11 protein-coding genes are annotated in these 15771 nt (G+C 43.4%); 3 read left to right on the forward strand and 8 right to left on the reverse strand.

Annotation, left to right across the window (positions count from 1 at the left end; translation table 11 throughout):
* Positions 1–3: 3 nt before the first annotated feature.
* Positions 4–2073 (reverse strand): methyl-accepting chemotaxis protein, encoded by a 2070-nt coding sequence (locus G633_RS0107380; protein WP_026519533.1) that lies wholly within the window; start codon positions 2071–2073, stop codon positions 4–6.
* Between the two features lie 256 nt (positions 2074–2329).
* Between G633_RS0107380 and G633_RS0107385 the strand changes: the two genes are divergently transcribed.
* Positions 2330–3796 (forward strand): methyl-accepting chemotaxis protein, encoded by a 1467-nt coding sequence (locus tag G633_RS0107385; RefSeq protein ID WP_026519534.1) that lies wholly within the window; start codon positions 2330–2332, stop codon positions 3794–3796.
* Between the two features lie 140 nt (positions 3797–3936).
* A complete protein-coding gene (locus G633_RS19920; protein ID WP_022768424.1) occupies positions 3937–4110 on the forward strand; it encodes a hypothetical protein in 174 nt (57 codons plus the stop codon).
* A 98-nt stretch (positions 4111–4208) separates the two neighbouring features.
* Here the strand turns inward: G633_RS19920 and G633_RS0107395 are convergent, their stop codons facing one another.
* Positions 4209–4460, reverse strand: a complete 252-nt coding sequence (locus G633_RS0107395; protein WP_022768423.1) for a hypothetical protein — start codon at positions 4458–4460, stop codon at positions 4209–4211.
* 218 nt (positions 4461–4678) lie between these two features.
* Here G633_RS0107395 and G633_RS0107400 point away from each other — a divergent pair, with 218 nt between their 5' ends.
* The gene (locus G633_RS0107400) at positions 4679–5449 is read left to right on the forward strand and encodes a hypothetical protein (protein WP_022768422.1); all 771 of its coding nucleotides are present in this window, start codon (positions 4679–4681) and stop codon (positions 5447–5449) included.
* A gap of 71 nt (positions 5450–5520) precedes the next feature.
* On the opposite strand, the gene G633_RS0107405 is transcribed toward G633_RS0107400, so the two are convergent.
* From G633_RS0107405 to G633_RS0107430, 6 genes are all read right to left on the reverse strand, one after another.
* Positions 5521–8295, reverse strand: a complete 2775-nt coding sequence (locus G633_RS0107405) for an FAD-dependent oxidoreductase (RefSeq protein WP_051154912.1) — start codon at positions 8293–8295, stop codon at positions 5521–5523.
* A gap of 174 nt (positions 8296–8469) precedes the next feature.
* Positions 8470–9441 (reverse strand): ABC transporter ATP-binding protein, encoded by a 972-nt coding sequence (locus G633_RS17735; RefSeq protein WP_051192324.1) that lies wholly within the window; start codon positions 9439–9441, stop codon positions 8470–8472.
* Entirely contained in the window at positions 9441–10577 is a 1137-nt protein-coding gene (locus G633_RS0107415; RefSeq protein ID WP_022768419.1) for an ABC transporter ATP-binding protein, read from the reverse strand. The genes G633_RS17735 and G633_RS0107415 overlap by 1 nt, the downstream gene beginning before the upstream one ends.
* 5 nt (positions 10578–10582) lie before the next feature.
* On the reverse strand, positions 10583–12244 hold the full coding sequence (locus G633_RS19735; protein ID WP_022768418.1) for an ABC transporter permease: 1662 nt from the start codon (positions 12242–12244) through the stop codon (positions 10583–10585).
* A gap of 17 nt (positions 12245–12261) precedes the next feature.
* Positions 12262–13248, reverse strand: coding sequence for an ABC transporter permease (locus tag G633_RS0107425; protein ID WP_022768417.1), 987 nt, complete (start codon positions 13246–13248; stop codon positions 12262–12264).
* Between the two features lie 121 nt (positions 13249–13369).
* Positions 13370–15763, reverse strand: a complete 2394-nt coding sequence (locus tag G633_RS0107430) for an ABC transporter substrate-binding protein (RefSeq protein WP_026519535.1) — start codon at positions 15761–15763, stop codon at positions 13370–13372.
* Positions 15764–15771: the final 8 nt, after the last annotated feature.

Consider the following 15771-nt stretch of genomic DNA (forward strand, 5'->3'; position numbering starts at 1 on the left):
CTTTTATTTCAACTTAAACTTACCAACAATCTCTTTCAGTGTTCCTGCAATCTCTTCCTGCTTGCCTGACATGTCATTTACGTTGGAAACAACATCTGCAGCTGCCATTACGGAGTCGTTTACTCTGCTGGAGAGATCAGCAGTATCCTGTGTAGACTCAGCGATATTCTGGATAGCCTTTGAAACTTCTTCCATTGCAGATCTGATATTCTCAACCATCTGAGCGATGTTCTCTGAAGAACCACCGAAGGAATCAGCATCATCTCCATACTGCTTAGCTACATTTACGAAGTTATCGTAGTCAGGTGTAACTGTCTCTTTAATGAACTCAAGCAGCTCTCCTGAAGAATTTGAAAGTGTTCCGAAGGCTTCCTGTACGCCATCGATTGTATCTCTGATCTGTTCAACTGCTTCAGATGTTGAACTTGCAAGCTTATTGATCTCGGAAGCAACTACCGCAAATCCCTTACCTGCATCTCCTGCTCTTGCAGCCTCAATACTTGCATTGAGTGAAAGGAGGTTGATCTGATCAGCAATCTCAGCGATTGTATCTGCAAGGGTTCCGATCTGGTCAACAACCTTAGCCTTTTCATTGGCTTCAGCAAGATCAGCTTCTCTCTGCTCTGCAATGCTGATGGCATTGTCATAAGCCTGCTTGGACTGTCTCTCAATATCTCTTGCTCTTGCCTTGATGTCTGCAGCCTCAGCGCTGGTCTTCTCAGTCTCTCCTGCCAGCTGATGTACGGATGCGTTAACTTCTTCAACGGAAGCGTTAACCTCCTCGGTTGCTGCGCCGGAGGACATCATAGCGTCGTTAACACCGGAGATATTGCCCTGGATACTGTTAAACTGATCCTGAAGCTCGCTGGCCATTGTTGCAAGTCCAGAAGATGTCTCGGATACCTGTTCTGATCCGTCTGAAATCTTACTGATAACATCACGATTGCTCTCAAACATATTGTTGAGGGAATCGGACATCTGACCAAGCTCGTCTCCGCTCTTACTCTTGATCTTATTAACTGTAAAGTCTCCGTTTGCAAGAGATCCGGCGAAGGCCTTAACATTGTTGATACTCTTTGAGATACTCATTACGAATACCCAAATGATAGCTGCGCCTACCAAAAGAGCTATAACACAGATCACAGCAAGCTTGGCTGTAGCTGCTTTAACAGGCTCTTCCAGCTCATCTATATTCATACGAAGTGCAAGTTTCCAGTTAACGTCAGGGATAGTAACGTATGTCAGAAGGACGTTTTTGCCATTTTCCATAAAGGCGCCCATCTGAGGTGAAGAAGAATCCTTGGCCATAAGCTCTGCACCCATAGCTGCAAGACTCGGATTTTCATCGGCTGTAACATTTACACCAGTTTCTACTTTTGCAGAGTCAAGGCAGTAAAGGTATGTTCCCTTTGAATCAAAAAGCATAGCTGTTCCGGTCTTACCAACCTGAATACTTGCAACCATCTCTTCAATATCGCCAAGAGACATATCTACTGTTACACAACCAACATATGTGCCATTGTCATAGATTGGTGCAGAACAGCTGGCCATAACGATACCTGATGTAGGATCATAGTATGGATCTGTAATTATTGCCTGTCCCTCTGAAAGGCCCTTAGCATTCAGATAGTATTCCTGATTGAAGTAATCGTATTCTGCATTACTGTAATCATAGGTCTCAACAATCTGCCCACCATCTTTATACCAGTATGGGCCCATGTACATTTCTTTTTCATCAAACATATACGGTTCAAACCAGATTCCTGAGCCCAAAACCGTATCATTATTGGTTATGATCTTAGTAATTGTACCCTTGTAGTTATCCATCGTAACAAAACGATAGGATGTTGATATCATCTGCGCGATATCAACACAGGATGTCTTAATGATATTGAGCTTACCATCAACAATATTAGCGTTAGCTATTACTGTCTGATTCATTGTGTCGGTGGTTGCTGTCTGAATTGATGCACTCAGCTGATTGGCTGCCACATATGTAAGAAGCACCATAGCAATAGCCATGATAGGCAGGATACAAAGCAGCATCTTGGCACGAAGGCTCATTTTCTTCATCTGTTTACCCCTTTTCTTAATGGAATTGTTAGTAAATTTCGTGAGTTGTAGGTTTATTAGACACCAAATTAATTGTACTATATAGCGCACACAATATGTTCTTAAAAAAGTATAAAAAGAAATGAATATATAATAAATGTGCATGTTACAAAGCATTTTTTATCAATTTTTAATAAACGCTTTTGCGTTATTTTCACTGTTTACATGTTAAAATTAAAGTGGTGTTAATTCATCTAAAACTAAGGGAGAATAATATATGAACGCTGAACAGTACAAAAGAGCCACTAATAACAGTTTCTATGTATGTGTTGTAATTCTTGTAAGCGGTCTGGTATTAACAATTATCAAGTTGTTTAGTGCCGGCGTAACCCCCGGACGAATAGCTATCATTATTGCTGCCGGAATTGGCGGAGTTATGGCTGCTATTGGTAATTTCAAATTCCCTACAGTAAAAAGAGGATCAATTCTTTTAATGGGAGGCTCCACTATTTTTTACTTTGTCCTTCTTATTGCTGAAGATAATCTTATATACTTCGCATTCGGCCTTCCGATACTGATATGCTCCATCATCTATTTGAACGTTAAATTATGTAAGTATGGAATAGCTGCTATTACGCTTTCTTTCATAATCACTTGTGTAAAGATTTATATTGCAACTGGTTCTATAGATCAGTCTCTACTGCCGGCTGCCATAACTCTTGCACTGGCATTCATCGCATGTCTTTGCACCGTTACGCTTCTGACCATGTTCAATACCGAAAACAATGCAGTCATAAGCGAGAATGCAGACAAGACTCTTCAGGCCGGAAATGCCATGGCTGATATCGCCAATACCATTACAGATCTCTTCAACGAATCCCAGGAAGATATGAGCACTCTTCAGGAGATCATGGATACTCAGCATTCAGGCATGCAGGATATCGCAAGCAGCATGGAAAGTACTGCTCAGGCAATAACCAATCAGGCTCAGAAGGTTCAGGAAATTCAGGAAGAAACAGATGCCACAGAACAAAACAGAAAAGAGATGACAAAGGCCTCTGAGAATGCTCAGAGAACTGTACAGGAAGGCGTTCAAGTAATAAGTGAGCTTAAGAATAAGTCACAGGATGTTGCAAGAACCAGTCAGGTAACCGTTGAAACCACTCAGGCTGTTATCAACAAGGTAGAAGAAGTTCAAAAGATTGTCGGCTCCATCATGTCAATTTCAAAGCAGACCAACCTTCTTGCTCTCAATGCAAGTATCGAAGCTGCCAGAGCCGGCGATGCAGGTAAAGGTTTTGCAGTTGTTGCCAATGACGTAAGAGAACTTGCTGCTGAAACAAACACAGCTTCGACTGAGATCACAAATATCATCAATGAGCTTACCGAAGATGTACAGAAAGCCATGGCCAGCATAGATGACACTGTTGCATCTGTATCAGAACAGAACGAAATGATTGAAACCGTAGGTGAAAACTTCGACAGCATCAATAACAATGTAACAGAGATGCTCGATCGCTTCCAGGTAATCGGAGAAGGCATGAAGTCTATTGCTACTTCTACTACAGAAATCAACGACAGTATCTCAAATCTCTCCGCTACCAGTCAGGAAGTTGCGTCTCTTTCAAATCAGGGCTTAGAGTCCTCAGACAGGGCAGTTGAAAAATTCGAGGCTTTCAAAGGCACTCTGGGACAGATTTTCCAACAGGCCAACAAGCTCAAAGACATGCAGACAAAGGGCTGAGAGGGTTTTATTTCATAAATTTTTCTAAAATTTCACACAAAAGCCTTAACTTAGCATACATAATTACGTTATAATACTCAGTAGCAGGAAATATCTGCTACTGAGTATTTTTACAATTTAAGAAAGGAGGAGAAATGTGTATGACAGCTACATGTGATGCAAAAATGGAAGTAATTGACTGCATTCTTCACGATTGCGAGAATGAGTATTATCCTGATCCTGAAAAAGTAGCTCATATTACCGGTCTGCCACTGGGGGTTGTTTTTGATCTTTTAATCGAACTTAAGAACCAAGGTCGTCTTGGAAAGCGCTGATAATCAGATAGGAGAATCTTATGGAAATCACGCAGCAGTATTAAAGGTCCTGTGCTTAAAAAGCTCAGGACCTTTTATTTTGCGATTATTGGCTGTTTTTAGAGCATTTCTACAGGCTCATGTGTAAAGTCTGCTTTGCCATCCTCATACAGCTTTCTGACGAAATCTATAGCTCTTGAACCCGATTCCTCAATCGGAACATTCTGGCTGTAAATATACTTAATATGATCTCCGCTGGTAAGAGCAAAATCAATCTCTGTTCCGGAAATCTGGCCGTCTCCAAAGTCAAGTGGCTTAACTTCCACTTCTTCGACTTCCTTAACAATTCCTTCACCAAAAAGTACTCTCATCGATAACCCTCCTTGCGTTATATAATTGTTAATTTATCATTGCAATTACGTTCAGACCACTAAATACATTTTATCACTGATTACCCCAGTCAATTATTAAAAGAATAAAAAAAGTTGGAGAAATAGCTATAATATGCTATACTAGGCAAGGTGTTACAGAAAATGTAATATTTGTGGCTAAGCCACTTGAGACTATATTCGTTTTAAGGAGTTTTATCATGATCAGAAATAAGAAAATAGCTGCAGCAGCTGTTGCAATTTTGCTATCTTTATCCGCTTTAACAGGCTGTTCTTCATCCGATAAGAGCGCAGCCAAGGAAGCTGCCGAGGGCTTTATGGAAGCCGTTAAGACCGGCGATACCAACGCCATAAACAATTACTCTTCTTCAGAGGTATCCACAGGCTCTTTCGTAGCTCTTTTCGATAAAAATTATCTGAAAGAGGATCTCACCTCCAAGCTCGGCAATCCGGAGCTGGATGACACAACAGTAGCTAAGCTTGACGAACTGGGAGCCATGTACTCCACTCTCATGGAGGAGTATCAGCTCACAGAGGTTTCGTTAAATGATGATGGAACAGCAACTGCTTACGTCACCATGAAGGCAAGTTTCCCCTATGATATTATTACCAGTGAGGATACGCAGGCTAAATTTACTGCCGCGACTGATGAATACAACGTCAATAGCCAGGACGAACTTTTAAAGATCACAGAGGAACAGGGACAGGATGCAGCCATTGCCAAGGCTTATAACGACATTATTCTCCTGGCGGTAGATATCTATGAAGATGCTATAGAGTCTTCCGAGCCGGTATCCTATCTCATCGCTCTTAACCTTTCCAAGAACGAAGAAACAGGGACCTGGTATGTAACATCGGTTCAGAGCTATGACAGCTCAATCGCAGGTACAGGAGCTCCTGCAACTGAAACAGACACATCGGCAACAGAGAGTTCTTCCGCAGCTTCATCAGAATCATCTACAGATAATTGAGAAATTCAAGCAAATAAATGGGAGTAGGTTCCTTGAAACCTACTCCCATATTTTTTGTCTTTATTACTATATTACTTGCCGCCTGTGAGCTTGTTGATAATGATCTTACCGGCTCTCTTTGCTGCGTATGGTCCAACAGCCTTGAGCTTGTCCTCAGATCTGTACATTGTGCTTGCAGCAGGCATATCACGTGTAAGGTGGATAGCGTCGAATTCACACTTGGTTGTGCAAAGTCCGCATCCGATACAACGGTTCTCATCAACGGTTGTAGCACCGCATCCAAGACATCTTGCTGCCTCAGTCTTAACCTGCTCCTCTGTAAGAGTAAGTCTGAGGTCATCGAAGGTATCCTTGGCAACTCCGGCCTTCTTGCCCGGAATCTGTCTCTGTGCGTTATCAAAGCTCTCAACCTTAATGTCGTCTTTATCAAGCTCGATGAACTCTCTTCTGTCACGGGCAAGGTCAAGACGGTTTCCTTTATGAACGAAACGGTTGATGGATACGTAACCTTCTCTTCCGCCTGCAATAGCATCAATAGCGAACTTGGCTCCTGTAAATACATCTCCGCCAACGAAGATATCAGGCTCTGCTGTCTGTCTTGTGAGTGCGTCAGCCTTTGCTGTGCCGTTTCTGTTGAGCTCAACCTTTGTTCCCTTAAGGAGGTCTCCCCACTGAACTGACTGTCCGATGGAAAGAAGCAGATTCTCACAAGGAATTGTGATTGTGTCGTTCTCATCATACTGAGGGCTGAATCTGTGCTCAGAGTCAAATACTGAAGTACATCTCTTGAATACAACAGCTGTTACATGGCCATTCTCGGAAAGAACTTCCTTAGGTCCCCAGCCATTCTTAACCTCGATGCCCTCTTCCTTAGCTTCAGCAACCTCGTCCTTAGCAGCCGGCATCTCTTTTTCACTCTCAAGGCAGAGCATTGTAACCTTGCTTGCTCCTGCTCTTACTGCAGTTCTTGCAACGTCGATAGCAACGTTACCGCCACCGATTACTACAGTCTCGCCATTAAGCTTAATGGAGTGATCCTGGTTGATGTTGCGAAGGAAATCAACACCGGTCTGAACTCCCTTGGAATCCTCCCCCGGAACTCCTGCCATTCTTCCGCCCTGCATACCGATAGCGATGAAGAATGCCTTATATCCTTCTGCACGAAGCTGCTCGATTGTAATGTCTTTTCCTACCTCTACGCCGCACTTAAACTCAGCGCCCATTTCCTTGATAACATCGATTTCTGCCTCGATGATATCCTTCTCAAGACGATAGCTTGGAATACCGTTCATAAGCATTCCGCCGGCTCTTTTCTCCTTCTCAAATACGGTTACAGGATAGCCGTTGAGACGCAGGTAATATGCAGCTGAAAGTCCTGCAGGACCTCCACCGATTACTGCTACCTTGTACTCATCGCCCCACATACCGCCGTCATGCTTCTCGCAAAGAGGCACATATCTCTTATCTGCCTTAAGGTCGAGAGAAGCGATGAACTTCTTGATCTCATCGATAGCAAGAGGCTGGTCGATGGTTCCTCTTGTACATGCGTCCTCACAACGTCTGTTGCAGACAGCACCACAAACCATAGGGAATGGATTGTCCTGCTTGATGAGCTTAAGAGCATCTTCATATCTGCCCTCTGCAGCCATCTTGATATATCCCTGAACTGAAAGGTGAACAGGACAAGCAGTCTTACAAGGTGCTGTACCTGTGTCATAGCAGTTGATCTTGGCATCGTCACGATAGTTGTAATTCCACTTGTGAGGTCCCCACTTCTTGTTATCAGGAAGCTCACTCTTAGGATATGTAACCTCTGTGCCGTTCTTCTTGCAAAGCTTCTGACCAAGCTTAGCAGCGCCGACAGGGCATACCTCTACGCACTTACCGCAGGCAACACACTTCTCCTTCTCAACATGAGCTCTGTAAGCTGATGCTGACATATTAGGTGTGTTAAAGAGCTGTGATGTACGAAGAGCGTTACATACGCCGGGAGCACAGTTACAGATAGCAACAATCTTGCCCTCGCCGTCGATATTTGTGATCTGGTGAACATAGCCGTGACGCTCTGCTCTCTCTAAGATCTCATAAACTTCTTCCTTGGTGATATAGTGTCCGATTCCACGATCATCCATGTACTCGGCCATATCTCCCATACCGATGCAGTAGTCACCACGGATCTCTCCGCTTCCCTCTCCACGCATAGCCTGCTGTTTACGACATGAGCACTCTGAAATACCGTACTTGTCATACATGTCGATCCAGCGTGAAAGATGCTCTACAGGTACTGACTGATTCTCAAGTGAAATAGCCTTCTCTACGGGAATAACGTGCATTCCGATACCGGCTCCTCCGGGTGGAACAGACTCTGTGATTCCCTGAAGTGGAAGCTGTGTCATAAGGTTAAAGAATGTAGCCATCTCAGGATGCTCATCAGTAATCTTATCCTGCATCATCATAAACTCAGCTGATCCCGGAACGAAAATAGGAAGCTCATACTGAAGGTGCTTATCAGGTGTCTTAGCCCTGTTCTGCTCGATGATACCGATAAATCTGAGGTCGTGAACCATCTTGGTACACTCTTCTTCTGTCATGTTGTTCATCTTAGCAAGTTCAGGAATTGAATAAGGTACACGTGTCTTCTTGAAGTTAAGACAGAATCTTACCTGCTCCTTGTTAAGAACCCGGTCAAGCATCCAGTACTCAGGATCTCTGTTGTTGACCTTCTTGGTGATCTTTTTGATCATACGATCAGTAATGAGAGTTGCCAGCTCAAGAACCATTTTTTCCTTTTCAGGATCTTCTGCCACATAGTTCTCGTCCTGCCAAAAGTCATTCTCGTTGATCATAGGATCACCGATTTTCCATTCAGCCATAGTTTTTGCCATAATTATCCCCTTTTTCTTAAAATAAAATTTAACATAATAATCTATTTTTATATTACCATAAAAACGGCTTTTTTTCCGCAAAAAAAGGCGATTTTCACCGCCTTTTATGCATTACTTATTCAGTTTCCAAAATGATCAGTTTTCATCGTAAAGATGGCAGCAAACAACGTGTCCGTTTCCCATATCCTTAGGAGTAGGAGCAACCTCTTTACACTTAGCCATACACTGAGAACATCTTGTATGGAACTTGCAGCCCTTAGGTGGGTTTGCAGGTGAAGGAATGTCTCCCTGAAGCAGGATTCTGTCCTTCTTGATATCAGGATCAGGCATTGGAATTGCAGAGAACAATGCCTTTGTATATGGGTGCAGAGGATTTGCAAAGATATCCTCTGTGTTACCTGTCTCAACCAGATTTCCAAGATACATTACGCCAATAGTATCGGAAATGTGCTCAACTACAGAAAGGTCATGCGAAATGAACAGATATGTAAGTCCTCTGTCTTCCTGAAGCTGCTTTAAAAGGTTAATGATCTGTGCCTGGATAGAAACATCAAGCGCTGATACAGGCTCATCACATACAACAAACTCAGGCTTAAGAGCAAGGGCTCTTGCGATACAGATACGCTGTCTCTGTCCGCCGGAGAACTCATGAGGATATCTGTCCTTGTGATACTCCTGAAGTCCGCACTCCTTCATGATATTGCTGATGTACTCATCATACTCTGATGCAGGTACAAGTCCGTGCTCTCTTACAGCCTCTCCAATGATTTCACCGATAGGAAGTCTTGGTGAAAGAGATGAGTACGGATCCTGGAAGATGATCTGCATCTTGGTTCTGAGCTCGCGGAGCTGCTTCTTATCAAGCGTACTGATATCCTGACCGTTGAAGATGATATCTCCTGAAGTCTTCTCAATAAGTCTTAAGATTGTACGTCCTGTTGTTGACTTACCACAGCCTGACTCTCCAACGAGTCCCATTGTTGTTCCTTTTTTGATTGTAAAAGAAACATCGTCAACAGCCTTAACTTCTCCTGTAACGCCTCCAAAGAAGCCGCCCTTTATGGGGAAGTATTTCTTGAGGTTTTTAACTTCTAATATATTTTCCATCAGTTAAGCCCTCCTTCCTCACATCTGTAGCAGGCAACCTCATGTGTAGGTGATACCTTATAAGTCTTAGGATAAGCGCCGTTACACTTTTCTGTGCACATCTCGCATCTATCCTTGAAATAGCAATAATTGGGCATATCAATAGGGTTAGGAACATTACCGGGTATGCTGTAGAGCTTATCTACGTGCTTACCAACCACAGGCTTTGAATTCATAAGTCCGATGGTGTAAGGATGTCTTGGATCCTTGAAGATCTCTGTAGCAGTACCTTTTTCTACTACTCTTCCGGCGTACATAACAACAACGAAATCAGCCATCTCAGCTACAACACCAAGGTCATGGGTGATGAGCATGATAGATGAATTGATCTTGTCCTTAAGATCACGCAGAAGGTCAAGGATCTGAGCCTGAATTGTAACATCAAGAGCTGTCGTAGGCTCATCGGCAATAATAAGCTTAGGATCGCAGGCAAGAGCCATAGCGATCATGACACGCTGTCTCATACCACCTGAAAGCTCATGAGGATACATTTTGTAAACGCCCTCCTTGTTGGCAATACCAACAAGCTGAAGCATCTCAAGTGTTCTTGCCTTAACATCATCAGCGCTCATATCGGGATTGTGAAGCTTAATAACCTCATCAACCTGATCGCCGATCCTGAATACAGGATTAAGGCTGGTCATAGGCTCCTGGAAGATCATACCCATGGAATTACCGCGGAGCTTCTGCATATATGATGCAGGTGCATTTACTACATTAATAGCCTTATCTCCGGTGTTGAATCTGATCTCACCCTCAACAGTCTGTCCTGAAGGGCGCTGAACCAGCTGCATAAGTGAAAGAGAAGTTACACTCTTTCCGCATCCTGACTCACCAACGATACCTACAGTCTTACCTGTTGGTACTTCGAAGGAAACACCGTCAACGGCCTTAACTGTTCCTATATCTGTAAAGAAGTATGTGTGTACGTTATCAAACTCTACACAGTTATCCGGATTCTTCATCTGAGTAACATACTCACTCTCCGGAATGTTTTTTCTGTTTCTCTTTTTCTCAATTGCTGCAGTGATCTTACGGTTTTCTCTTGAAATCCTTCTCGACTCCCTGGCAGAAATATAATTATCCTTTTTAGCCATCTTTATCACCTCTTCATCTTTGGATCAAACGCATCACGAAGTCCGTCACCTATAAAGTTAAATGCAAGAACCGTAAGCAGGATGAATACGCCGGCAGGAAGCCAAACAAATACATAATTGCTCATAACGTAAGAATCATTAACCGCGTTGATGATTGATCCCCAGGAAGCTGCAGGATACTTGATACCAAGTCCCAGGAATGAAAGTGTAGCCTCTGCAAGGATAACATCACCAAGTCCCATACTTGCGAATACGATAAGCTGTGGAACTACGTTTGGAATAAGGTGCTTAAAGATACGTCTGTAAGTACTGATACCTGTTGCTTCTGCTGCAACCATGAACTCCTGCTCACGAAGAGAGAGGATCTGTCCTCTTACGATACGGGCAATACCAACCCATCCGATAACAGCCATGATAACGCAGAGCATGTAAATACGTGTTGTTGCGCTTGCCTGATAGTAGTCCATGATTGAACCAAGGATCAGGTAAAGAGGCATTGTAGGAATACAGTAAACCACATCTACTATACGCATCAGGAGGTTATCTACCCAGCCTCCGAAGAAGCCTGCGATACCACCGATGATCATTCCGATGAACACCTCAATGAAGATTACAACGAATCCGATAAGAAGTGAGATACGTCCACCGTACATAAGTCTTGCAAGAAGGTCCATGCCGTTAGCGTCTGTACCAACCCAGTGCTTAGCTGAAGGTCTTGCGTATGTATCGATAACTCGTGTCTCCTGGAATCTTCTGAAGGTGTACTGTCCGTTCTTGTTCTCAATCCTGTACTCGATCTCGGTTCCGTCTTCATCAGCGAAGGTGAAGGAAGTCTGTCCAGCCTCGATAGCAGCCATAGCAGCCTCCTTGTATGCAGGGCTGATGAACACACCTGCATTGGCAGCGTTGAAGTTGACGTCTGAAACAAGAGCTACTTCTGTAGTGCCATCAGTAATGACATCTCCATCAACGGAATATGTCTTGCCGTCTGCTTCAAAAGACTTCTCTCCATCAGCAACGGCTGTCAGAGCGCCGCAGTAGAATTCGTATGAAAGCTTGGCATCCTTTTCATAGGTTGTAAAAGACTTCATGGCAGCTACGCCCATCTCTGTTGCTTCATAAACAGATGGCATTGGGTCACCATTGTCCTGGAAAACATAAGTCTTACCGTCTTTGTCAACAAAGAAGTTCTCACCTGCTGCTACTGCTTCATCATAAGCAGCATTCTTTTTAAGAAGCATGTTTACTTCTTCCAAAGAGAAGATACGGTATACGCCCTCTCCTACATTTCCGAGTCCTAAAAGTGAACCGTCTCTGGTCTCAAATACGAACTTGTTTGTGGAAGCAGCAATAAGTGTCTTTGAATAAATATCTGATGGAAGCTTTACTCCATCTACCTGATAGATCTGATACTGATCTATAGCTGTTGCTCCGGCATAATCCTTAAGGATCTGCTCTGTTGTATAGAATACCTGACTCTGTGAATAAGGATTTAAAAGGCCTCCCACAAATGAGAACAGGAACATAAATACTATAATAACGATACCTACAATAGCGAGCTTGTTTCTGATGAATCTCTTAAAGACCATCATTCCGGGAGAAAGAACTCTGACTCTGTTTGCATCATCAAGGCTCATATCTTTTTTCTCAATATTTTCGTTAGCCATTTCTTCTTCCTCCTTTCTTAATTTACTCGTACTCTTGGATCAACAAGAGCATATGTGATATCTGCGATGAGGTTGCCTAAAAGAATAAGAACAGCCATAAATACCATGTAGAACATAACAAAAGGAATATCTCCCTGAGTTACGCACTGATAGAAAGTATATCCTATTCCGGGGATCTGATAGAGAGTCTCAGTGATCATAGCACCACCAAAGAGTCCCGGAAGTGATCCACCGAGAAGTGTAACGATAGGAATAAGTGTGTTCCTGAAGGCATGGTGATTGATAACCTTGTTCTCAGGAAGACCTTTTGCTCTTGCTGTTCTGATGTAATCAGAATTCAGAACCTCGAGCATATTGGCACGTGTATAACGCATAAGGGATCCGATACTTACAACAACCAGTGTAAGTGTAGGAAGTACCATATGCTTAACCATATCTAAAACTTTTCCCGCATCGGACATAGTCTCATGCATACGGCTTACGATACCGTACAGATCAACCCATCCGAGTCTGATGGAAAAGACATATTTCAAAATTGTCGCAAAGAAAAAGCTCGGCAGTGAAATACCGATGAGTGCAATAACTGTTATTGCGTAGTCTGCAATTGAATACTGTTTTCTTGCTGCTACGATTCCGGCAGGAATAGCAATTAAGATCTCAATAATAAATGCAGCAAGTCCGAGTCCGAATGAATACCAGATAACACTGGAGAACTTCTGAAGAACAGGCTGATTGAAATACCAGGAATCTCCAAAATCCAGTCTAATCGCTTTAGATAGCCATCTGAAGTATCCCTGAACTATGCCGGTATCCAGACCATACTGTGCGTTGAGCTGATCAACCCACTCCTGAAATGACTTTGATCCGGGTCTCTGGGCAAGAGTCATTGCCTGAGTCTCCACGTAAGATGTAGGCATCAGACGCATTATTGTATAAATGATCATAGATACAAAGAATAGAAGAACAACAGATATAAGCAGTCTTCTAATTATAAACTTCTTCATTGTAATGGTGCTCCTTATCTAGTAGAAAAACAAAATCTTTTGGCGCAGAAATCGCAGTGCACAGATGTGCACTGCGATTTGCTACCAAATAAAGCATAATTTACGGATTTTCCGCTAAAACTTAGTTCATAGCAATCTTATGAATCTCGTTGAGATATGTGTAGTATGTTGTCTGATCAGGTGTGATAGTGTCAACATTGATTCTCTCTGTGCTGAAGATGTTGCAATCCTGTCTCTGATATACAGGGATCTCACATGCATAATCAACAACGAAGTCAAGAGCCTCTTTGTAAAGAGCCTTACGAACTGCCTGATCTGTTACAGTTCTTGCCTCAAGAACGAGCTTATCAAGCTCATCTGAGTAGATTCTGTAATGACCTGCGCTACCACCCTCTGAGTGATAGATCTGGAACATATCAGGATCAAGAGTTGTCTGCCAAGCTGCGCACCAGAGCTCTGCTGTGCCGGCCTCAAGAGCATTCCAAAGGATGGATGTGTCTGAAAGGTCGTTGATCTGAAGATCAAAGCCGATGGTCTTAAGTGACTCAGAAGCTGCTGTAAGGATACCGAATGAAGGGTGATCACCTGATCCGCCGCCACCGATCATTACTTCGTAACCAAGCTTAGCACCTTCAGGAGCTGCTGTAAGCTTGCCGTCTGTTACTGTGTAACCTGCTGCCTCGAAGTAGCCAAGAGCTGCCTCAAGAGCTGCTGCATACTTCTCATCCTCGCTCATGCCTGCTGTGTAGATATCATTTCCGTTTACATCAACAGAGAATGCTACCTTGTAATCAGGATCTGAAGCCTGAGGAGCTGCCCATGATGTGTTAGAAATAGGATAGTTGATAACTGAAGCAGCTTCGCCGTAGTAAGAATCAATTGTTACGTCACGGTAAACTGAAATTACAGTTGCGATAGCCTTTCTAAGGTTCTTAGAAGCCTCACTGCCGTTCTCTCCGCCTACACAAACGTTCTCAGAGTTCATACCGATGTAACCGTATCCTCTGTAGTCTGTAAGAACTGTTGTGAGCTTGTCACCTGAGATCTCACCGTTTGAGTTCTCGCCGGCGATCTGCTCAAGAGCTGACTTAGAAGCTGAAGGATCAGAAATATCAACTGTACCCTGAACTACACCGCTCTCCTTATCAGCATTTGATGTAACCTTGAACTGAAGGTTCTTAGTTACAGGAACGCCTTCCCAGTAGTTCTCGTTAGCTGTCATGTAAACAATCTTGTTCTCGAACTTCTCGAACTTGTAAGGGCCAGCTCCCATAGGAGTTGTTGTCTTAGCACGAACGCTTGAAAGGTCACCCTTCTCAAATCCGAACTTGTTGTTGTCATAATCATACTTTGAAGGATCACCATAGTAGTGCATAGGTGATACCATGATTGCGAGCTGGTAAATAGCTGTAGCATCAACCTCTGTAAGAGTAATCTTTACAGTGTGGTCATCAACCTTCTGAATACCCTCAACGTGATCTACAGAATCACCTGTCTCAATAGCAACCTTGTAGTCATCTGAAAGGAAATCAAGGATTCCTGAATCAGCCTGCTCTGTGTCAGAAAGAGTAACAACATCTCCTTCGTAAGATGCCATCATCTCATTCCAGAAATCTTCTGCTGTAGGAGCCTGTCCGCCGGCAACATCAAATGTTGTTCCTGTTGCAGCAGTTGTGATTGTTCCGTCCTCGTTATCCTTAGCAAAGCCCCAGTTAGCCATTGCGTTAGCGATGTCTGCCTTAGCAACTGCCTCTGTAGCTGCAAGATAACCCTTAGCTGTGCAGTAGTCTGCAATTGACTGAGCAAACTTAGCACCTGCCTCAGGAAGATCTGTCTCGAAGAACTTCTTCTGCTGATCTTCTGTTACGAATGTGAAGTCTGTGTTATCAGCTCCGCCCTTAACAAGAAGGTTAAAGAGTGTATCTGATCCGCTTCTGTACTCTGCAAGACCCTTGATAGGAAGAGCGTATGTTGAAGCACTTCCGTCGTATGAAGGATCAATGTAAACGTAATATGAGAAGATTACGTCATCAGCTGTGAGCTCCTCACCATCTGAGAACTTAACGCCATCACGAAGCTTGAACTCATAGTCAACTGTTCCGTCAGCGTTCTCTGTTACAACACAATCAGCAATTCCCTGATAGGTGTAATCAGTTCCGTTGTAAGTCTTAGTCTCTCCCTCGATACCGTTGTAGATGAGCTCACCTGCACGGTCATTACCAAGAAGAGCTACTGATGTGAAATCAGCTACACGCTGATCCGGTACGGATGCAGCAAAGAACTCGCTGAATTTCTCTGAAAAATCGTCAGATGCGATTACCAGTGGTGCGTCAGAACCAGATGCAACTTCTTCTGTAGAAGCGGCTTCAGTTGCCTGATCACCGGTGTTTTCTGTTGTCTGCTGTGTATCAGCGCCTGTATTGTCAGATGCAGGCTGCTGTGCGCCACAAGCTGCTGTTCCAAGAACAAGAGATGTAGCAAGAAGTACAGACAACACTTTGTTTCTGTTTTTCATAAACAATC

Source organism: Butyrivibrio sp. FCS006 (genome assembly GCF_000424525.1).
Classification (GTDB): Bacteria; Bacillota; Clostridia; order Lachnospirales; family Lachnospiraceae; genus Butyrivibrio.